This window comes from Streptomyces sp. NPDC047982 (assembly GCF_043204165.1).
In the GTDB taxonomy this organism is placed as follows: domain Bacteria; phylum Actinomycetota; class Actinomycetes; order Streptomycetales; family Streptomycetaceae; genus Streptomyces.
On sequence record NZ_JBIDBS010000002.1, the window covers coordinates 42,312 to 63,467 of the forward strand.

At 67.3% G+C, this 21,156-nt stretch carries 15 protein-coding genes and 1 pseudogene; 9 read left to right on the plus strand and 7 right to left on the minus strand.

Features of this window, described 5'->3' with window-relative positions:
* Positions 1–686: 686 nt before the first annotated feature.
* A complete protein-coding gene (locus tag ACGF2V_RS02165; RefSeq protein WP_392910446.1) occupies positions 687–1,850 on the minus strand; it encodes a serine hydrolase domain-containing protein in 1,164 nt (387 codons plus the stop codon).
* Positions 1,851–2,267: 417 nt separating this feature from the next.
* Here ACGF2V_RS02165 and ACGF2V_RS02170 point away from each other — a divergent pair, with 417 nt between their 5' ends.
* The 6 genes and pseudogenes from ACGF2V_RS02170 to ACGF2V_RS02195 all read left to right on the plus strand — a co-directional run bounded on the left by ACGF2V_RS02170 (position 2,268) and on the right by ACGF2V_RS02195 (position 9,770).
* Positions 2,268–2,774 carry an SseB family protein gene (locus ACGF2V_RS02170; RefSeq protein WP_362710165.1) on the plus strand — a complete coding sequence of 169 codons (507 nt, stop codon included), beginning with the start codon at positions 2,268–2,270 and terminating at the stop codon, positions 2,772–2,774.
* On the plus strand, positions 2,771–3,415 hold the full coding sequence (locus ACGF2V_RS02175) for a hypothetical protein (protein ID WP_362710162.1): 645 nt from the start codon (positions 2,771–2,773) through the stop codon (positions 3,413–3,415). The genes ACGF2V_RS02170 and ACGF2V_RS02175 overlap by 4 nt, the downstream gene beginning before the upstream one ends.
* A gap of 3 nt (positions 3,416–3,418) precedes the next feature.
* Entirely contained in the window at positions 3,419–8,104 is a 4,686-nt protein-coding gene (locus ACGF2V_RS02180) for a putative T7SS-secreted protein (protein ID WP_362710159.1), read from the plus strand.
* Between the two features lie 25 nt (positions 8,105–8,129).
* On the plus strand, positions 8,130–8,438 hold the full coding sequence (locus ACGF2V_RS02185) for a hypothetical protein (protein ID WP_362710156.1): 309 nt from the start codon (positions 8,130–8,132) through the stop codon (positions 8,436–8,438).
* Between the two features lie 330 nt (positions 8,439–8,768).
* A pseudogene (locus ACGF2V_RS02190) lies at positions 8,769–8,897 on the plus strand (hypothetical protein); the annotation flags it as partial.
* Between the two features lie 474 nt (positions 8,898–9,371).
* Positions 9,372–9,770: a hypothetical protein gene (locus tag ACGF2V_RS02195; RefSeq protein WP_362710153.1), complete on the plus strand. Its 399-nt coding sequence runs from the start codon at positions 9,372–9,374 to the stop codon at positions 9,768–9,770.
* Between the two features lie 178 nt (positions 9,771–9,948).
* Here the strand turns inward: ACGF2V_RS02195 and ACGF2V_RS02200 are convergent, their stop codons facing one another.
* Together ACGF2V_RS02200 and ACGF2V_RS02205 are read right to left on the minus strand one after the other, a co-directional pair.
* The gene (locus tag ACGF2V_RS02200) at positions 9,949–10,155 is read right to left on the minus strand and encodes a DUF397 domain-containing protein (protein ID WP_362628384.1); all 207 of its coding nucleotides are present in this window, start codon (positions 10,153–10,155) and stop codon (positions 9,949–9,951) included.
* Positions 10,142–10,963: a helix-turn-helix transcriptional regulator gene (locus tag ACGF2V_RS02205; RefSeq protein ID WP_362628381.1), complete on the minus strand. Its 822-nt coding sequence runs from the start codon at positions 10,961–10,963 to the stop codon at positions 10,142–10,144. Before ACGF2V_RS02205 ends, ACGF2V_RS02200 begins: the two co-directional genes overlap by 14 nt.
* Before the next feature lie 397 nt (positions 10,964–11,360).
* Here ACGF2V_RS02205 and ACGF2V_RS02210 point away from each other — a divergent pair, with 397 nt between their 5' ends.
* On the plus strand, positions 11,361–11,567 hold the full coding sequence (locus tag ACGF2V_RS02210; protein WP_362710150.1) for a hypothetical protein: 207 nt from the start codon (positions 11,361–11,363) through the stop codon (positions 11,565–11,567).
* A 12-nt stretch (positions 11,568–11,579) separates the two neighbouring features.
* Here ACGF2V_RS02210 and ACGF2V_RS02215 read toward each other — a convergent pair whose 3' ends face one another.
* Positions 11,580–12,302, minus strand: a complete 723-nt coding sequence (locus ACGF2V_RS02215; RefSeq protein WP_362628375.1) for a hypothetical protein — start codon at positions 12,300–12,302, stop codon at positions 11,580–11,582.
* Between the two features lie 386 nt (positions 12,303–12,688).
* Positions 12,689–13,231 carry an SRPBCC family protein gene (locus ACGF2V_RS02220; protein ID WP_362628373.1) on the minus strand — a complete coding sequence of 181 codons (543 nt, stop codon included), beginning with the start codon at positions 13,229–13,231 and terminating at the stop codon, positions 12,689–12,691.
* A 233-nt stretch (positions 13,232–13,464) separates the two neighbouring features.
* Here ACGF2V_RS02220 and ACGF2V_RS02225 point away from each other — a divergent pair, with 233 nt between their 5' ends.
* Together ACGF2V_RS02225 and ACGF2V_RS02230 are read left to right on the plus strand one after the other, a co-directional pair.
* Positions 13,465–15,765: an ATP-dependent RecD-like DNA helicase gene (locus ACGF2V_RS02225; protein WP_362710147.1), complete on the plus strand. Its 2,301-nt coding sequence runs from the start codon at positions 13,465–13,467 to the stop codon at positions 15,763–15,765.
* 128 nt (positions 15,766–15,893) lie between these two features.
* Complete coding sequence (locus ACGF2V_RS02230; protein ID WP_362710213.1) at positions 15,894–17,192, plus strand: citrate synthase; 1,299 nt, start codon at positions 15,894–15,896, stop codon at positions 17,190–17,192.
* Between the two features lie 591 nt (positions 17,193–17,783).
* Here ACGF2V_RS02230 and ACGF2V_RS02235 read toward each other — a convergent pair.
* Entirely contained in the window at positions 17,784–20,288 is a 2,505-nt protein-coding gene (locus ACGF2V_RS02235; RefSeq protein WP_392910453.1) for a heavy metal translocating P-type ATPase, read from the minus strand.
* A 214-nt stretch (positions 20,289–20,502) separates the two neighbouring features.
* On the minus strand, positions 20,503–20,811 hold the full coding sequence (locus ACGF2V_RS02240) for a heavy-metal-associated domain-containing protein (protein ID WP_362622723.1): 309 nt from the start codon (positions 20,809–20,811) through the stop codon (positions 20,503–20,505).
* Between the last annotated feature and the right edge of the window lie 345 nt (positions 20,812–21,156).

Sequence of the window (21,156 nt, forward strand, 5' to 3'; positions counted from 1 at the left end):
TGCCCGGCCCGCATGCGGAGTACGAGTCACGAGTACGAGTGACGAGGACGAGTGACGAGGACGAGTCCCGGGCACGGCCACCGCCGACGGCTTGTCCCTCCAGGTCACCGCCCGGGTGCATCTGCTTCCGGTTCACCCGCCCCGGGCTCACCCGTCGCCAACTCACCACCCCGGGCTCGCCCCGCCTCCGGCTCGCGCACCTCTGGACTACCCGCTCCGGGCTCACCCGTCTCCGGGTCCCGCATCTCCGGCTCACCCTTCAACCAGGCGTTTCTGGGCCCGCGGCGGCTCCGAAGTCCTCGCGGAGGTCGCCGCCCGCTACGCCCAACACCGGTGTCCTGAGACATTTCTGACGCCCCATTTGCCTCCAAGGTAAAGAGATCGTCAAGGCGTGCAACCGTTCCGGGGGCCGCCGAGTCGTATCTGGCGTCGGGCGCTTCCGGGGAGGGGATCTGGGGGGATCGGGAAGCCCTGACGGGGGAAAGCGAGGGGGGTCCGGTCACTTCGACCGGACCCCGTTTCGTTGTTTCGACCCGCTTCCACCCGGGCGCCGATTCCGTCCCTCCGGGCGCCGTTTCGCGGAGCGGCAGCCGTGGGCGCAGACCCCGGCCACCGGACCGCCGGGAGCCGGACCCCGCACCGGGTACGACACCAGGTGCGTTGTGCGATCAGGTTGGTGACGTGGGTCAGCGGCACAAGGCCGTGTCCACGATGCTGTCCATGCGTTCCTTGACGGCCTGGCCCGGCTGCGTCGTGACTGCGACAGCGACGGCGCGCCCGTCCTCGGTGACGCCGCCCCGGGTCTCGTATCCGGTGATACTGCCGCCGTGGCCCCAGTAGACGCCGCCGCACGACAGCGGGGTGCTCACGAGCCCCAGCCCGTAGCGGGCACCGGCGGGAAAGGGGTAGCCGGCGGGGATGGTGGTGCGCATCTGGTCGAGCTGAGCCTTCGGAAGGAGGCGACCGGACAGGAGCGCGGAGAAGAAGCGGTTCAGGTCGGCGTTGGTGGAGACCAACTGGCCGGCCGCCCAGGCCCAGGATGGGTCCCATTGCGTCGCGTCGACCAGCGGCGTGCCTGGAGAGTCCTGGTAGTAGCCCTTGGGGTGGCGCTCCCGGATGGTCACCTCGCCCGGGTCGGGGAAGTAGGTGTGACGCAGCCCGATGGGCTTGATGACGCGTCGGTCCATCTCCTCGGCGAGCGGGCGGCCGGTGACCTTCTGCACGATGAGACCGGCCACCAGGTAGTTGGTGTTGTTGTACTCCCACCGCGCGCCGGGGGCGAAGTCGGCCTTGTGCTGCAGAGCAAGGTCGAGGAGCTCGCGGGGCTCGTAGGAGCGGATGTCGTCGCCGAGGTACTTGGTGTAGTTGGGAAGCCCGCTCGTGTGCTGGAGGAGCTGACGTACGGTGATGCGGCGTCCGTCGATCCCGTCGCCGCGCAGGAGGCCGGGGAGGTAGGTGTCGACCGGGGCGTCGAGGCCGACCTTGCCTTCAGCGACCAGTTGCAGCACGACCACCGCGGTGAACGTCTTGGTGTTGCTGCCGATCCGCACCTGTCCGTCGCCGGGCACCTTGGTGCCGGTGGCCAGGTCACCGACACCCGCGGTGTACGTGCGGGTGCGACCGTCACGGCCCTTGACGCTCGCCAGCGCGCCGGGCACGCCCTCGGAGCCCACCAGTGCGTTCAAGCCCTGCTGAACCGTGTCCGGCCTGGGCGCGGCCGATGCCGTGGACGGCGCCGGCGCACTCATCGCCATGATGCCGCCGACCACCACGGCCACGGCCGTTGCGGCCCCGAGGGCATTCCTCCGTCGCCCGGACGAACGCAACCTCTGCCCTGTCTGCTCATGCACGAGTAAGCCCCTTATGGAGATCGTTGGTAGATCGGCGGTGTGGACCGGGCCCCAGCTTCTCGGATGCGATCACCCGGGACGATCCGGCCAACCGCCCGGCTGCGGGTAGGGCTATCCCCCGGCCGCGCTCAGACGACGAGGAACGGCGCAGGAGGGGCGAGGAGCGGCGCGCTGGGCGCGCAACAGGTGGCCCAGCGGACCCCGGGCGTTTTCTCGGCCGTGGGGGACCGGTACCGCAGCGCTGCGAAGCTGCCCCGTCGTCAGTTGTCTTGATTCATGTCGCTCGCTGCCACCACGGGCTCGTGAGGCAGTGCTTGTTTCTCAGCGGAGTCGTGCGGGGAACGGCAAGCGCGGCCTGTCCGGCTGGCTGCTTTTGTTCGTTGCTTCCGGGAAGAGCGTCGTGGCAGCATTCGGCGCGTGTTCGACAACGGTGATGTCACATCAGAACCGCCCGTACGCCGGTCAAGGATTGCTGAGTTGGTCGACTGGTCTGCTTCTGAAGCGCCCTCGGCGCCACGTGAGGCACCCGGACCGGCTTCTGTCATGACGCCGGAGGGGGACCCGGCGGCGGTTGCTCGGCGCGAATTTGCTGTGCTGCTGGGCGAATTTCGGCGTACGGCGGTGCTGGTGCCGTTGGATGCGGGCGGGGATCTGTGGTCCGCGGACCAGAACGGGGTGCGGTGGATTTGTGCGTTCTCGGACGAAGAGGCACTCGCCAGGTTCGCTGAGGCTCGTGGTGATGGTGAGCGGGAGTGGACCTATCGGACCGTTCTGGGGGCACGGTTGCTGGATGTGATGGTGCCGATGCTGCCGGGACCGGCGGGGGTGGCTCTGGACGCGGGCAGCGAGGACGGGATGCTGTTCCCGCCGGTGGCGGGGATCGTGCCGGATGCGGTGGCGGTGGATCTCGGAGGTGTGGTGTGAGCGAGGACGGTGCCGATCTGCACGTGCCGCCCGAGGCGCTGGCCGCTATCGCGAAGGGGATCGATCTGGCGCATGCCGAGTTGAAGGATCTCGGGATGGTCGGTGAGGCGTCGGCGGGGCGTGGCTTCTCGGATCTCGGCCTGTCGGGGCTGGAGTTGGGGCATGGCGGGCTGGCGTCGGAGTTCCGGACGTTCTGTGACCGTTGGGAGTGGGGCGTGCGGGCTCTGACGCAGAAGGGCAACAACTTCGCCCTCGGCGTCGGGTTGTCGGCAGGAGCCTTCGCGGAGCAGGAACAGTACGTCAAGGACTCGTTCAAGATCGGTGTGAACTCCCTGAACGGCAATCCGCACCTGTCCGAGGACGAGGCCAGGAACATGAGCTGGGACACGATCAGCGGCCAGACTGCTTACGACAACCCGGACTTCAGCGGGGAGTCGGCGCTGAAGGCGTATGGAGAGGTGGAGCAGGCCTGGCGGGACACGGGCCGTGATCTGGGGGTCGGACCACCGGACCCCGCCGAGGATTCCGGGGTAATGGATTCGGAGGTGCTGGACCGGGCGGCCGAGCGGCTCAGGGGCCACTCGGGTACGTCGCCGGAGACGACCGCGCAGACACCGCGGGGGTCGGGGCAGGGGGACTGAGGCGTGGACTGGGGGAAGCTCGGCGACGGACTGATCGACGGGGCCGGCCGTGTGGTCGACCAGGGCAAGGAACTCGCCGGGAAAGCGATCGACGTCGGCACCGACGTGGTGGGCGCGGGACTGGACAAGGTCGGCGCGCACGGCTGGGCGGACGGGGTCGAGGACTGGGGGGACGCGACCGCGTCCTCACTGGGAGCGGAGGTCGGGGAGCGTCAGCTCGGGCAGAGCGAGGAAGCCGATGAGCTGATCCACGGCAAACCGGAGAAGATCGCCGCGACGGTCAAGAACCTCCGAGACTTCCAGCGCGCGTTCGACCTGGTCGGCAGCGGGATGAAACGGCTCGACTCCGGCCACTGGAAGGGCGAGGCGGCCGACGCGTTCCGGCGGAAGTTCGAGACCCTGCCGACGGACTGGCTGCGTGCGGCGGACGCGTTCGAAGACGCGGCCGGGGCGTTGGAGACGTACGCGCAGACCGTGACCAGCGCGCAGGGCAAGGCCCGTGAGGCGATCGCGCTGTACAGGGAAGGCAAGCAGGACTACGAGACCGCTGCCGCCGCGTTCCGGGAGAAGGCCGAGGCGTACAACGCCGCCCGCAACACCGACCATCCGCTGCCGCATCCGGGGGAGTTCTCCGATCCGGGGCAGGCCAAGCGACAGCACGCGCAGGAGATACTGCGGCACGCCCGGCAGTCGCGCGACGAGGCAGCCGAAACGGCCAAGAGCGCGATCACCACCGCCATGGCGCACGCGCCGAAGGAACCCACCGGCCTGAACCGGCTCAAGAACGAGGCATACGACCACGTGGTCGGGCAGGGCATCGAGCTGGCCCACTTCGGCGGCGGAGTCATCAAAGGCACCGCCGGATTACTCAACTTCGTCCGCTCGGTCACCCCCACCGACCCGTACAACCTGACGCACCCGGCCGAGTACTACAAGGGCATCCACACGACGCTCGCGGGCCTCGTCTCCACCGCGGCCAACCCCGACCGGGCACTCAAGAACGCCTGGGACGCCGCCAAGGGCGACCCCTCCGAATTCATCGGCCGACTCGTCCCGGAGATGGTCGGCACGAAGGGTGGTGGTCTGGTCAAGGGCGGCCTGCGGGCCGGCATGAAGGACCTCCTCAAACACCCCACAGGCAAGAACCGACAAGGGCACGAGAACGCCCCCGATCCCAACGCCAACCAGTGCAGCAAGGTCAAATGCGCCAATGACCCGATCGATGTCGCGACCGGACGCATGCTGCTCCCGCAGACGGACATCGTGCTGCCGGGATCGCTGCCTCTTGTCTTCGAGCGTGTCTTCGACTCCTCGTACCGCGCCGGCCGCTGGTTCGGCACCGGCTGGTCGAGCACGGTCGACCAACGCCTGGAGATCGACGCGGAAGGCGTGGTCTTCAGCTGCAACGAGGGCAGCCTGCTCGCCTACCCCCACCCCGCCCCCGGCGTCCCCGTCATGCCCACCCACGGGCGCCGCTGGCCCCTGGACCGGGTGGACGACGGCTACACCATCACCGACCCCGAAACCGGCAGGGTCCGGCACTTCATCGACCACCCCAACGGCGAGCTGGCACTCCTGGCCCAGATCGACGACCGCAACGGCCGCTGGATCACCTTCGAGTACGACGAGACCGGTGCTCCGACGTCGATCGTGCACCACGGCGGCTACCACCTGAAGCTCACGACGAACGACGGCCGGGTCACCGCCCTGCACCTGGCGAGCGCCGCACCGGATGGCACCGATCAGGAAATCCTCCGCTGCGGCTATACCGACGGCCACCTCACCTCTGTCACCAACTCCTCCGGCAAACCCCTGCGCTTCGGCTGCGACGAGCAGGGCCGCATCACCTCGTGGACGGACACCAACGGCAGCCGGTACGAGTACGTCTACGACGAACACGACCGCTGCGTGTACCAGACCGGCACCAACGGTCACCTCGAAGCCCACTTCACCTGGGACGACACTGACCCCGCCTCCGGCCTGCGCACGACGTCGATGACGAACGGCCTCGGCCACACCACGCGATACCTGATCAACGAACGCTCACAAGTGGTGGCTGAGATCGACCCGCTGGGAGCCGTTACCCGCTTCGAGCACGACCGCTTTCACCGGCTGCTGTCCGTCACGGATCCCCTGGGACACGTCACCCGGTCCACCTACGACGAGCTCGGCCGCCTCACCTCGGTGGTCCGCCCGGACGGACGGGAACTGACCGCCGACTACAACGACCTGGGCCTGCCGGTACGTGTCAGGGGAGCGGACGGCCTCGTCACCCGGCAGACCTACGACGAGCGGGGCAACCGTACGTCGGTCACCGATGCCTCCGGTGCGACGACGACCTACACGTACGACGAGGCCGGGCACGTCACGTCCGTGACAGACGCGCTCGGCAACACCACCCGGATCAGCAGCGACGCGGCCGGCCTTCCTACTGGGATCACAGACCCCATGGGTGCCACCAGCCATGTTGTTCGGGACGGTTTCGGACGTCCTGCCGTCCTCACTGATCCCCTTGGTGCGGTCACCCGCCTCGAATGGAATGTCGAGGGCAAGCTGTCGCGCCGTATTGATGCTGATGGCTCCACGCAGTCCTGGGCGTACGACGGAGAAGGGAACTGCCTTACGCACACCGATGCCCTGGGCGCTGTCTCCCACTTCGAATACACCCACTTCGACCGCATGGCCGCCCGCACCGGGCCGGACGGCGTGCGCTACGAATTCGCCTACGACCCCGCACTCCGACTCACCCAGGTCCTGAACCCTCAGGGTTTGACCTGGACCTACAGCTATGACGCGGTCGGGCACCTCATGTCCGAGACCGACTTCGACGACCGCACGCTCGCGTACGAACGCGATGCGGCAGGCCGTCTCACAGCCCGCACCGACGCCCTCGGCCAGACCATCCGCTACCAGCGGGACAGCCTCGACCGCATCGTCTTCAAGGACGCCGCAGGCGTGGTCACCACTTTCGAATACGACGTCTTCGACCAACTTGCCCAGGCAACCGGACCGGAGACGACCCTCACCCGTCTTCGTGACCGACACGGTCGTCTGAAGTCGGAGACCGTGAACGACCGGACTGTGTCGTACGAGTACGACGCCCTTGGCCGTCGCACCAGCCGCAGGACACCTAGCGGTGTGCACAGCGCCTGGGCCTACGACGCCGCAGGCCGACGCACATCCCTCACCACCTCTGGCCGTACTCTCACCTTCGAACATGATGCAGCAGGCCGGGAGACCGCCCGCCACATCGGCAGCGTCATCAGCGTGGCCAGCCAATACGACGTGCTGGGCCGCCTCATCGACCAGCAGGTCACCGACCTGGACAACAACAGCATTCAGCACCGCGGCTATACCTACCGCGCCGACGGTCATCTGGCAGGGCTCACCGACCAGCTCTCCGGTAAAAAATCCTTTGAGCTAGACAGAGTTGGACGCGTTACCGCCGTCCACGCTACTAACTGGACCGAGCGCTACGCCTACGATGCAGCGGGCAACCAGACACAAGCCAACTCGCCCAGTTTCCACTCGGGACAGGAAGCCGTCGGCCCCCGCTCCTACTCCGGCACAGCCATTACTCACGCCGGTGCCGTCCGATACGAGCACGACGCCCTTGGTCGCCTCACCGTCCGTCAGAAGAACCGCCTTTCTCGTAAACCGGACACCTGGCGGTACGAATGGGATGCAGAGGACCGTCTTGCTTCGGTAATCACGCCAGACGGCGCAGAATGGAAATACGAGTATGACCCTCTGGGGCGCCGTATACGCAAGCGTCGAATCGACGTGGACGGACTTTCAGGCCGGGAGGAAATAGTATTCGCCTGGGATGGCAGTATCCTTTGCGAGCAAGTGACGTATGCTGAGAAAGCATCAAATTTCGTCGCGTTGACCTGGGAACATGATGGCCTGCACCCGCTCGTTCAGGCTGAGCGGATAATATCGCCCGACGCTTCTCAGCGGATCATAGACGAACGCTTCTTCTCGATCGTTACGGATCTTGTCGGGGCGCCGAGGGAACTCATCGATGAGTCGGGGCAAGTTGCGTGGCAGGCGCGTTCCGCGTTGTGGGGTGCAACCGCCTGGAAAAGGGAGAGCGTAGCTTACACGCCCTTACGCTTTCCGGGGCAATATTTCGATGCGGAAACAGGTCTTCATTACAATCTGTTTCGATATTATGATCCGGAAATTGCGCGCTACCTCTCGCTCGACCCTTTAGGGCTGCCACCCGCACCAAATCCGGTTGCGTACGTCAAGAATCCGCACGTATGGGCGGACCCTCTAGGGCTTGCGCCGTGTCCATACATGGACGTCTACCCCAGTGGTAAGGGGATCGTGGCAGAACTGGACGATAGGGGCGTTATGAGCTTGGTAATCGAGAAGGGGCCGGACACTCCACGTGGTTCAGAGATGTTCGATAGTGCGATGAAGAGCTTCGGTAGCGACGTGCAGGGCGTCAAAGGCTATTGGCAGAATGGAGGGACGCTGCGAGATAACTTGGATTCCTTCAATTCCGCTGCCCGAAGTGCTTTGCCTGGAGATATGCGGGCTCTCGAGGAGGCTGCGCGATCTACCTTTACTGGTAAGATGGCTGCACGCTACGGGTTTACTGAAGTTGAAATAGTTGAGCTAAGAGGGCCACATGGTGGCTACAGTAATGTGGGTGTTATATTTAGGTCGCCCTCTCGTTAGCTGAAAAAGGATGGAAGAAGGATCCATGGGAGATGATTTTATGCGGCGCGTCATTCATGGCCTTCAGGAGGCGGGCCATCGGGGAGCGGGAGTGACGGAACTTGGGAGCCTGGCGAAGGGGCTTCTCGGTCCCGCATTTGGTCCTGTTTCTTTTGTTGCAGTCTTTCGTAGCGCATTCGGCATCCCGGTAGATGTTCTTCAGCGGGCGCTCGCCTGGCAAGGATTCGACTTTGGCGGAAGCGTCATGTCGGACGAGGAATTCACGGATCTCCTTTCCGATTGGATCGATGGCTTTGGGACTCGTAACGCGAACACGGGAGCGGGGTCCTGTTGAGGTTCGGTCGCGGATGGGGTCGGGAAGGCGGAGATGCTGTCCATTTTCAATGCGGTGTTCCCTTTGGACAATGAGGCATTGAGGCGATAGCGAGGTAGAAGTTCGCCGCCGGTCGTCTGCTCATGGCGACGGCTCGGCTCCTTTCCCGTGAGCACGCTTCGACGCCGGCCAGCGCCTGGATGACTGCAAAGATGGCGCTTTGGCACGTTCACCGTCCCCGCCCCAGCGACATGCAGTCTGGTGCCGATACCCGTGGAGCAGGCCGATGGGCAGAAACGGCAGTGCTTCGTGAGCACTTGAACCCTTGCGGGGCGGCCACCAGGTGCCACATCGGGGGTTTCTACCCGCGACGGTACTCGGTGGCGGTACAGGTTCGACCCGCTGGGCCGACGCACCACGAGGCAACGCTTGGCGGACAACGGCGAGACTGCGGTCGAGGAGCCTCGATTCACTTGGGACAGCCCTTAGGTGAACAGACCAGCCATCAGGGCGCGGTGTACCAGTCGCGACGGGTAGCGCCGGAAGGCTCATCCTCCGGCAGGACGAGGACACTGTCGTGACCGTAGGGCCAGGTCCGGCTCCCAGCCGGCCAGGCCATCACGGCGTACGGGCCCCCGGGCATCAAGGGCGAGTCCGGTGCGACGGCGTTGGGAGATGGGGTCACGGACGCCGATGGGCCAGTAAACGGAGGGCAGCTCGTTGACGCTATCCGTAATAATCCACATTACGGCGGTGATTCTTTGCGTCTCATGGTCAGTCATCCCGGCGCGGATGGGTCAGGGATCGCCCAGCAGATCGCCAATGAAATGGGCGTTACCGTAAGGGCGCCTACAGATCGAGTCAGCACCAATCCGCTGTCCGGTCGAGGGCAGGTGCCGCAGATCGACAATGGCGGATATTGGCGAATTTTCCTTCCCATTACAGGAGGTTGACGTGAAGCTCATCGGCTTTTACCGAGAAATGGATCCAGGACATGAATCTTCCTGGGGAGGTCCTATCCCTCCCCCAGAATCAGGGGCAGGAAAGTATCCGGTTCGCGACGTTGTCAAATACCTGAAGTCGGGTTACCCCATCTTCGATGTCATGGAGATGACAGCGGATGTCATTGAAGGGGCCTTCCGTGTGCCAGGTGGATCATCGTTGCTCACCGACGGTCATTTTGTTTGGCGTGAGGACCTGGCGCCACACGTCGAGCGATACGTTATCGACCTGCCGCAGGAGTTTCTTGACGCTGCGCGAAGCCACGGCTTCCGTACTCCTCCCAGCGATCACGAGGCACTCCTGAAGATCTCCACCGGAGCAAGCAGGACGCTGGGGTTCCGCCCTGCGTGAAGCAGCCCCGTCGGGGAGGCCGTGACTGACTGCGGATGTATGCCTGCGGTTCGGGCCGCCTGCGGCCTTGCGGCAGCCTTGTGTGTCTCGCCAGGAGCAAGGGATGCCATTGTCATGAATGGCCCGACCGCAACCAGGCCGGGGCGGCGTGCGGTTGCGCGGCTCGGCGTAGGACGGTTCAGGCGCCGAGGCTGCCGTCCTTGACCGCTGTGACGAACGCCGTCCAACCGTCGGTGGAGAGTACGAGTACGGGGCCGTTCGGGTTCTTGCTGTCGCGGACGGGGACGGTGGCGTGGCCACGGGCGACCTCAAGGCACTCACCCTGGTTCGCCCCGCTGTAGCTGGACTTGTACCACCCAGTGAAGGCGTGTTCAGCGCTGTGCATGTTCGTGTTCCTCCGCGATGGCTCTGACGAGGGCCACAGACTTTCGATGTGAGACCGCATCTCCCAGGGCGAGAGCGTAGTCCGTGTGGCAGGCACCAACCAGCGCCGGATCATCGATCAGATTGCCTGTGTAGAGACCTTCGGCGTAGGCAATCGGTGCGGCGTCCCTGAAGTTCAGCAGATAGAGCATCCCTTCCAACAGTGCGTGGGCACCGGCGTCGAAGGTCAGGACGTGGAGGCGCAGACGCCCGCTCTCGGCCATGTCTGCGATTGTGCGCAGCTGTTCTGCCATGACGAGTGGCCCGCCGACGCGTCGCCTGAGCACGGATTCGTCGAGGAGGGTCCAGGCGATGGGACCGGACGGCGTCTGGAGAAGCTTTGCGCGTGCCAGACGATTCGCCACCGCCTTGTCGAGGTCGTCCTGGGTGAAGTTGGTGCGTGCCGCCTGGAACACAGCACGGGCGTACGCGGGGGTCTGAAGCAACCCGGGGACGAGCTGGGCCCCGAACTGCCGGATCTCCGCAGCCTCGCGCTCCAACTCGGCAACCGCGGCGAAGTAGTCGGCGTAATTCGAGTCCAGATCCTGGAGCCACCTGACAAAGAACCCGTCAGTGTTCAGCGCCAGGTCGATCCGTTGCGCGTTATCCGGCTTCGGGAGTCGTCGTCCCGCCTCGTAGTGGCTGATCAGCGTGGGTGAGCACACCACCTGGTCACCCAACGCTTCCTGCGTCAGTCCTGCCGCGACCCGCCGCAGCCGCAGCTCCTCCCCATACTTCTCCCTCGGTGTGCGCGGCTTCCTCAGCACCATGCGGCACCAACTCCCTTTTCTGACGAGCGCGGTGTCAAGCCCGAATCCCTTGAGCCTATGCAGGTGCGACCCCAATCTGTGATGGGTTCGTCACAGAACGCATCCGTTCGTGTTGGGTAATTACGTAAGGAGAGCACGTCGTCATGAAGGCTTTCGTCCGTCGGCTCATCAAGTCATCGGGGGTGAGCTTGGTGCGTCCGGGCCCGGCTGTTGCCCGGCCGCATTGCTGTGTGTACGTGGCCGGTCCCGCTACCGTTCGTCGGGCGGCGGAGGCCGCCGCGTGACCGGGCAGGCAGGAGGGGCGGACGGCTGCGGCGCCGTGAGGCTGTTGCCCTGGAGCAGGGCGGACGGCGGGCCGTGTTACGCCATCGGCGACGGTACCGGCCATGTGTCGCGGATGGCCGACGGTATCGAGAGCATTCAGCTCGGCATGGCGGAAGACCTGCTCGGTCATGCCGACGCACTGTTGGCGGACCGGCGGGTGACCGGCAGCGAACTGCACTTCCTGGCCTCGCGGTTGACGGAGTCCCTGCGGGACGTCAAACGGGTCGCGGAGAGTCGGGGAGCCCGGCTCACGCAGTTGACCGGGCAGGGCCCCCGGTGACGTGGTCAGAGGTCACAACGCCGCTGCCCAAGAGGTCAGCCAGATGACCAGCCTGATCAGAACGAGCACGTCGACCACGGTTCCGGCGATGAGCGGCACGCTGCTCGTGCGGCGCAAGAGGAGACGGATACCGAACCAGGCTCCGTAGGCCGCCAGGCTGGTCGAGGCGAGCAGGAGAAGGGCCGCCAGCAATTCCGGCCCGTTCAACCGTGTGAAAAGGACCATGACGACGTAGGCCAGCAGCAACTGCGGGAACCCCAGCAGCCACACCTTCCTGACGTCGGCCGCGTCGGGGACGGCGGGGAACGGGGCGGCGGCCGGTCGCGGTGATGCGGCGGCCGGCGGGGAGGGCGGGAACTGCGGTGGGGAAACCGCGCCGGCGCGCGAGCGGCGGGCGGTGGCCCCCGGAGAGCCGACCGTGTCGCGCGGGGGAGCGGCGGGCGGTTTGGGCGGGGCAGGGGGCGGCGGGACGGGGGCGGGCGGGTTCAGGGCTCTGCGCAGCAGGGCGGCGAAGTCAGGGTCGGTGCGTAGTTCGTCGGCGAGGACGGAACCGACGATGCTCGCCGTTCCCTCGTCGGGCCTTTCCTGGAAGCGGGCCAGCGCCGAGGCCCCCAGGGAGTCCTGCCCGAGACGTCCCCACACCAGTTCCCTTACCGCTGCCCGTTGCCGGTCCGGGAGCGGCGCGTCCCCGCTCAGCACCCGCACCGCACGCGCGGCCAGTTCCGAAGCCTGCATGTACGACCTCCCCCTGTGACCGAACGCTTCGAGGTGAAACGTTCGGATGTCTCAAGCGTACGGTCCGGCAAGGGAGTTGGCGCTGGTTCGAGTGCGTCCGGTGGTCGTTCCGTGGCGCACGGAAGTAACCAGGAGTGTCCCCGGTAACGACGACGCGTGCTCCCGGAAGCGATGACACGGGCTCCTGGGAGGAAGGAGCCGCGCGTCGTGGACAGACGGCATCCCTACGCCGTGCTCACAGGTCCCTGACAAGTGAGGGTCAGTGTGGGGGGTCCGTCCGCGACGCGCGCGGTACGGCCGACCCGTCACGCTCGGTCGTGTGAAGCGAGGAGCGGTCGAGGCGTGAAGCCCATCGGTCGTTCCGATGCGGCGTCAGCCCTTCCGGTTCAGCTGCCGCTTCGACCGCCCTTCTCGGCGAGCGTCTTGATGCCGTCGAGAGTGGTCTCCATTCCGACGCGCACTTCCTTCAGCCGGAAGGCGATGATCTGCTCTTCCTGGTCCGGCCGGCTCTCGATGGCCGCGGTGAGCCCGCTGCGGCCGGGACCGATGCGGAGCGTCTGCCGCAGCCGGGTGCCCGTGCCCTCGGCCTCGATCTCGTAGTGCCAGGACGACATGCACCGTTCCGGGTCCAGCGTCGCCTCGCCGTACCGGCCCTCCGGGTCGAGGACGGCCCAGGCGAACGCCCGGTGCTCGTCCGCCTCGATCACCTGCGACACCGTCCGCCACTCGCCGAGCATCCGGTGGTGGTTGATGCCCTCGAAGCGTGCGCCCACCACGGGCCCGGTCGCTCCGTCGAGCCAGGCGACGCGCTGCAACTCCGGGCTGAACCTGGCCGGCAGGTGGATGTCCGTCACCAACGCCCAGACCTGCGGCACGGTCGCCTCGATGTGGACGACACTGTGCGTGCTCGGACCATCGGCGTATTTCACAGCATCTCCTTCTTTTGCTCTCCCTTTGCTCTTCGGAGAGTACCCCTCGCCTCCGAGGCGCCCGGCCCCGGCTGTTGCGGCCGGGCCGCCCGTTCCCGTCCCGGACCTGGACCGCGTGCGCAACAGGCCCTGGCCCGGCGCCTGAGAGGGGCACCCGAAGCCCGGCCCCGACCTGCCCCTCGACCCGCAGCCCCGCCCCCGCACTGTCGGCGCTGCCCGATACCGTCGGGAGTATGTCCAACATGGCGGTCCTCGAAGGTGTGCTGGAGCGCATCACGTACGCCAACGAGGAGAACGGGTACACCGTCGCCCGCGTCGACACCGGCCGGGGCGCGGGCGAGTTGCTGACCGTGGTCGGCTCGCTGCTCGGCGCCCAGGTGGGGGAGTCGTTGCGGATGGAGGGGCGCTGGGGGTCGCACTCCCAGTACGGCAAGCAGTTCGTCGTGGAGAACTACACGACCGTGCTGCCCGCCACCATCCAGGGCATACGCCGGTATCTCGGCTCCGGCCTGATCAAGGGCATCGGCCCGGTCATGGCGGACCGGATCACCACGCATTTCGGCGTCGACACCCTCGACATCATCGAGAACCAGCCGAAGCGCCTGGTCGAGGTGCCCGGGCTCGGACCGAAGCGGACGAAGATGATCGCGGCGGCCTGGGAGGAGCAGAAGGCGATCAAGGAGGTGATGGTCTTCCTCCAGGGTGTCGGCGTCTCCACCTCCATCGCCGTGCGCATCTACAAGAAGTACGAGGACGCCTCGATCTCCGTCGTGAAGAACCAGCCCTACCGGCTGGCCGCCGACGTCTGGGGCATCGGCTTCCTCACCGCCGACAAGATCGCCCAGGCCGTCGGCATCCCGCACGACAGCCCGGAGCGGGTCAAGGCGGGGTTGCAGTACGCGCTGTCGCAGTCCACCGACCAGGGGCACTGCTTCCTGCCGGAGGAACGGCTGATCGCGGACGGGGTGAAGCTGCTCCAGGTCGACACGGGGCTGGTCATCGACTGCCTCGCCGAACTGGCCGAGGACCCGGAGGGCGTCGTACGGGAGAAGGTGCCGTCGCCCGAGGGCGGTGAGATGGTCACGGCCGTCTATCTCCTGCCGTTCCATCGGGCCGAGGTTTCGCTCGCCGCACAGGTGCGACGGCTGCTGCGGACGCCCGAGGAGCGGTTGCCGGCCTTCCAGGACGTCGACTGGGACAAGGCCCTGGCCTGGCTTGCGACGCGTACGGGGGCGACGCTCGCCCCGGAGCAGGAGGCAGCGGTACGGCTCGCGCTCAGCCGCAAGGTGGCCGTGCTGACCGGCGGACCCGGCTGCGGGAAGTCGTTCACCGTCCGGTCCATCGTGGAGCTGGCCCGGGTCAAGCGGGCCAGGGTGGTGCTGGCCGCGCCCACCGGGCGGGCGGCCAAGCGGCTCTCCGAGCTGACCGGGGCCGAGGCGTCGACCGTGCACCGGCTGCTGGAGCTCAAGCCGGGCGGTGACGCCGCGTACGACCGGGACCGGCCGCTGGACGCCGATCTCGTCGTCGTCGACGAGGCGTCGATGCTCGATCTGCTGCTCGCCAACAAGTTGCTGAAGGCGGTGGCACCCGGTGCCCACCTGCTGCTCGTCGGGGACGTCGACCAGCTCCCGTCCGTCGGCGCGGGGGAGGTGCTGCGCGATCTCCTCGCCGACGGCAGCCCCGTCCCGGCGGTCCGGCTGACCACGATCTTCCGCCAGGCCCAGCAGTCGGGGGTGGTCACCAACGCGCACCGGATCAACTCCGGGGTGCCGCCCCTCACGCAGGGGCTCAAGGACTTCTTCCTCTTCGTGGAGGACGAGACCGAGGACGCGGGCAGGCTCGCGGTGGACGTGGCCGCTCGCCGCATCCCGGCGAAGTTCGGCCTGGACGCGCGGCGCGACGTGCAGGTCCTCGCCCCGATGCACCGCGGCCCGGCCGGCGCGGGCGTGCTCAACGGGCTGCTCCAGCAGGCGATCACCCCGGGTCGGCCCGACCTGCCCGAGAAGCGTTTCGGCGGCCGGGTCTTCCGGGTCGGCGACAAGGTCACCCAGATCCGCAACAACTACGACAAGGGCGAGAACGGCGTCTTCAACGGCACGGTCGGCGTCGTCACCGCCCTCGACCAGGACGAGCAGAAGCTGACGGTCCTCACCGACGAGGACGAGAAGATCGACTACGACTTCGACGAGCTGGACGAGCTGGCCCACGCGTACGCCATGACGATCCATCGCTCCCAGGGCAGCGAGTACCCCGCCGTCGTCATCCCCGTCACCAGGAGCGCCTGGATGATGCTCCAGAGGAACCTCCTCTACACCGCTGTGACCAGGGCGAAGAAGCTCGTCGTCCTGGTCGGCTCCCGCCAGGCCATCGGTCAGGCGGTCCGCACGGTTTCCGCGGGCAGACGCTGTACGGCGCTGGATTTCCGGCTGGAGGGAGGCTCCGGCGGAGGGTCCCCGGAAAAAATGATCGATCAAATCGGTGGGAAACATCACGCGGCTCTTCCGGAACCGGTAGCAAGGGGGCAGGATGAGTAACCTCGCGGCACTCAGTGCCGCGAGTAGGTCCAATGGACGACCTCGAGTGCACTCTCCTGAGCCGAATGGGGGAGGGTGGAGACAGTCAGGGAACCTCGAAGAAGAGGACTACGTCGGTGAGGGATGACGTGAGCGAGCACACCAACAACGCTGTAGTGCTGCGGTACGGCGACGGCGAGTACACCTACCCGGTGATCGAGAGCACCGTCGGGGACAAGGGCTTCGACATCGGCAAGCTCCGCGCCAACACCGGTCTCGTGACGTTGGACAGCGGATACGGCAACACCGCGGCGTATAAATCGGCCATCACCTACCTCGACGGTGAGCAGGGCATTCTGCGCTACCGCGGCTACCCCATCGAGCAGCTCGCCGAGCGTTCGACGTTCCTCGAGGTCGCGTACACCCTCATCAACGGTGAGCTTCCCAAGGTCGACGAGCTGTCGGCCTTCAAGAACGAGATCACCCAGCACACGCTGCTGCACGAGGACGTCAAGCGGTTCTTCGACGGCTTCCCGCGCGACGCCCACCCGATGGCCATGCTGTCCTCGGTGGTCAGCGCGCTGTCCACGTTCTACCAGGACAGCCACAACCCCTTCGACGAGGAGCAGCGTCACCTCTCGACGATCCGGCTGCTGGCCAAGCTGCCGACGATCGCCGCGTACGCGTACAAGAAGTCGATCGGCCACCCCTTCGTCTACCCGCGCAACGACCTCGGGTACGTCGAGAACTTCCTGCGCATGACCTTCTCGGTCCCCGCCCAGGAGTACGAGCTGGACCCGGTCGTCGTCTCCGCGCTCGACAAGCTGCTCATCCTGCACGCGGACCACGAGCAGAACTGTTCGACGTCCACCGTGCGTCTGGTCGGCTCCTCGCAGGCGAACATGTTCGCCTCGATCTCCGCCGGCATCTCGGCGCTGTGGGGCCCGCTGCACGGTGGCGCCAACCAGTCGGTGCTGGAGATGCTGGAAGGCATCCAGGCCAACGGCGGCGATGTCGACTCCTTCATCACCAAGGTGAAGAACAAGGAGGACGGCGTCCGGCTGATGGGCTTCGGCCACCGCGTCTACAAGTCCTTCGACCCGCGCGCCAAGATCATCAAGGCCGCCGCCCACGACGTGCTGTCCGCGCTCGGCAAGTCCGACGCACTGCTCGACATCGCGCTGAAGCTGGAAGAGCACGCGCTCTCCGACGAGTACTTCGTCTCGCGCAACCTCTACCCGAACGTGGACTTCTACACCGGTCTCATCTACCGGGCCATGGGCTTCCCGACCGAGATGTTCACCGTGCTGTTCGCGCTCGGCCGCCTCCCCGGCTGGATCGCCCAGTGGCACGAGATGATCAAGGAGCCGGGTTCCCGCATCGGCCGCCCGCGCCAGATCTACACCGGTGAGGTCCTGCGCGACTTCGTCCCGGTCGAGAGCCGCTGAACCCGAGCGGGCTGAACCCGAGCCGATCGAGCCCGGTCCGTCCGGGCCCGGGCCGCTGAGGCTCGTGGTCCCTCGCACCATTCCGGCCGCCGGTCGGCCGGTGGGTCTTCGCCCCGTGTACCGCGCTGTCGCACAGAGCGCGGAGCACGGGGCGATTCGCGTTCCGGGGGCAGAAGTTCCGGGGGCAGAAGTTCCGCGGGAGGAGAGGAAAAAGGGGGCGGGCAAGGAGAAGCGCCTCGCCGCCGATCCCCCCACGGGCCGGCAACGAGGCGCTTCCCATATCCCGGAGCGGATTCCCCCCACGGGATCCGGCCGGGTGTCTGCGGGAGCCGAGGCCCCTGGGCATGCTCTCGCCCACTGCGGACTGTGCTCTTCACTTGTACTTCCGGTGCGATCTGCCGGGGTACGTACGCACGGGAGGGCCGCTCAAAGCTCCCCGGTGCACGTGCCCCGGCCAACGCTTGCCCGAAGCGTCCCCCAAGACGCTTCGCCGGACGTCCCCCAAGACATCCTTGGCATCGCACTCTTAGACTCGCGAACCCCTCGGATGGTTACCCTCAAATCGATGTGATCTAAGTCTCTTTGTGGAAGTTACGTGAAGGCGCGCAACCGCAGGCTGTTCGTCACGACAAAGACCGATGAAAGCGCCATCGCCGCTCCGGCAATCATAGGATTGAGCAGCCCAAACGCCGCAAGGGGCAGGGCGGCGACGTTATAGCCGAATGCCCAGAGAAGGTTGCCCTCGATGGTGGTCAGGGTGCGCCGGGAGAGTCTGATCGCATCGGCCGCCACCTTGAGATCTCCACGAACGAGCGTGAGATCGCTCGCCTCGATCGCGGCGTCCGTGCCGGTCCCCATCGCCAGGCCCAGATCGGCCTGTGCGAGCGCCGCCGCGTCGTTCACGCCGTCGCCGACCATGGCGACCGAGCGCCCTTGGGACTGGAGTTCTTTGACGACGTCGACCTTGTCCTCGGGCATGACCTCCGCGTACACCGTGTCGATCCCGACCTCGGCCGCGACCGCCTCGGCCACCGCCCGGTTGTCGCCCGTCAGCAGAACGGGACGGAGTCCGAGCGTCCGCAGTTCGGCGACGGCCGCCGCGCTGGAGCTCTTGACCGCGTCGGCGACCTCCAGGACCGCATGCGCCTCGCCGTCCCACGCGACCACGATCGCGGTGCGGCCCCCGGCCGCCGCGTGCGTCACGGCACCGGCCAGATCGGCGGGGATCCTGATGCCCGCCGATCCGAGCAGTTGTTCGCGGCCGACGAGGACGGCGTGGCCGTCGACGACGCCCTGGACGCCGAGTCCGGGGATGTTGGTGAAGTCCTCGGGGGTGGGGAGGGGGGTTGCGGTGCGTTCGGCGGCGCCGGTGGCGACGGCCTGGGCGATGGGGTGTTCGGAGGAGTGTTCCAGGGCGCCGGCGAGGCGCAGGACGTCGGTCTCGTCGGTGCCGGGGGCGGTGTGGACGTCGAGGAGGGTCATGCGGCCGGTGGTGACGGTGCCGGTCTTGTCCAGGACGACGGTGTCGACGCGGCGGGTGGTCTCCAGGACCTCGGGTCCCTTGATCAGGATGCCGAGCTGGGCGCCGCGTCCGGTGCCGACCATGAGGGCGGTCGGGGTGGCCAGGCCCAGGGCGCACGGGCAGGCGATGATCAGCACGGCGACGGCGGCCGTGAACGCGGCCGTCACGTCGTTCGTGACGAACAGCCACACGAGCAGTGTGGCCAGGGCGAGTGCGATGACGACCGGGACGAAGACCGCCGAGATCCGGTCCGCGAGGCGCTGCGCTGCCGCCTTGCCGTTCTGCGCGTCCTCGACGAGCTTCGCCATCCGGGCGAGCTGCGTGTCGGCACCGATCCGGGTCGCCTCGACGACGAGACGTCCGGAGGTGTTCACGGTGGCACCGGTGACGGAGTCGCCGATGCCCACATCGGCCGGGACGGACTCCCCGGTCAGCATCGAGGCGTCCACGGCCGACGCACCCTCGACGACCGTGCCGTCGGTGGCGATCTTCTCACCGGGGCGCACGACGAAGCGGTCGCCGACGACCAGACGGCCCACGGGTACGCGTACCTCCGTGCCGTCGCGAAGGACGGAGGCGTCCTTCGCGCCCAGGTGCATCAGCGCACGCAGGGCGGATCCGGCCTTCCGCTTGGACCGCGCCTCCAGATAGCGGCCGAGCAGGATGAAGGTGATGACGCCCGCCGCGACCTCCAGGTAGAGGGTGGAGGAGGCTCCTTGGCGCGAGACGGTGAGGTCGAAGCCGTGCCGCATTCCGGTCATGCCCGCATCGCCGAGGAACAGGGCCCACAGGGACCAGCCGAAGGCGGCGACGGTGCCGACCGAGACCAGGGTGTCCATGGTGGCCACCCCGTGCCGCAGGTTGGTCCAGGTGGCTCGGTGGAAGGGCAGCCCGCCCCAGACGACGACGGGCGCGGCGAGGGTGAGGGAGAGCCACTGCCAGTTGTCGAACTGGAAGGCCGGGATCATCGCGAGCAGGACGACGGGGGCGGCGAGGACGGCCGACACGATCAGACGCTGCCGCAGCGCGGCGAGCACGGCGTCGGCATCCCGTTCGGCGGTGTCGACGGCGTCGGCGGTGCGTTCGGTGGTGTCGGTGGCCGATTCGGTGACGTCGGCGGATCGGTCGGAGGCGTCGACGGTTCGGGCGGTGACACCGACGGCTTGATCGGCGTCCGCGGCGGTACGAGACGTCGTGGTCCGGTACGCGGGGGTCGGGGACGCGGGGGTCGGGGACGTGGCGGTCCGACCCGTGGGGGTCGGGGTCGTGGCGGTCCGCGCGGGGACCTGCGTCGGGGCGGGGGAGGAGGAAGGGGCCGGTGCGGGGCGGGATACGGGCTGCGCCGTGTATCCGGCCTTCTCCACCGTGGCGATGAGGTCGGCGATCGCGGTCCCCGGACCGAACGACACCCGCGCCTTCTCGGTCGCGTAGTTGACCGTGGCGGTGACGCCGTCCATCCGGTTGAGCTTCTTTTCGATGCGGGCCGCGCAGGAGGCGCAGGTCATCCCGCCGATCGCGAGTTCGGCCCGGAAGTCCTCCGTCGCCGGTGCCCCGGCCTCCGTCGCGCTGTGCATGTCCGAAACTCCTGAAACGCCGACCGGGCCGTACCCCACCAGTATCTGCTGGCAGGTCCGGCCCGGCGACAACACGGGGTATACGGGGCAATCCGGGTAGAGCGGCCGTGCCCGGTATCTCGGAGCGGATCCAGTGCCCCAGTGCTGTTTCAGCGCTCCGGTGTGCGGAGTCCTGGCGGTGCGTCCGGCGTATCGCGTGCGCCGGGTTCGTGTTTCAGGCCGTGCCGACGAGCTCGTAGCCCGCCTCGTCGACCGCGGCGCGCACATCCTCCTCGGACAGGGGGGCATCGGAGACGACGGTCACCTGGCCGGTGGAGGCCACCGCCTTCACCGAGGTGACTCCCTTGATACCGGAGATCTCCTCGGAGACGGCCCCCTCGCAGTGCCCGCAGGTCATGCCGGACACCTGGTAGACGGTGGTCACCGCGCCCGCGGCGGAGTCGGCACCGGCGCCGTCGTGGCAGGAGCCGCTCGGTGAGCAGCAGGAACCGGTGGCCTGGGGAAGCTGGGTCTCGGCGGTCATGGTGTTCTCCTCTTCGGCTGCGACTCTTCGCAATGCGACTCTTCGACTTCCACGCTTCGGTCGCGACTCTTCGGTCGCGACGAGCGTGAAACGGCATGGCGTCGGTGACCCGGCAGGTCCGGTGGGCTCCGACACTCATCACACTATACCCCTAGGGGGTATGAATGCGAGTGCCGCGCTGACGGGCGGGCCCCGCAGGCGGGTGAGAGGGCATCACGCTGCAGGAGCCGCCTCGCATCGGGGGCGGGGGAGCGGGTTCGTCGTACGGCTCGGGGCCGCGTGCCGGAGCGCCGGCCAGGTGGTCTCGGTGACCAGGCTGTTCGGTGCGTGACCAGGCCGTTCGAT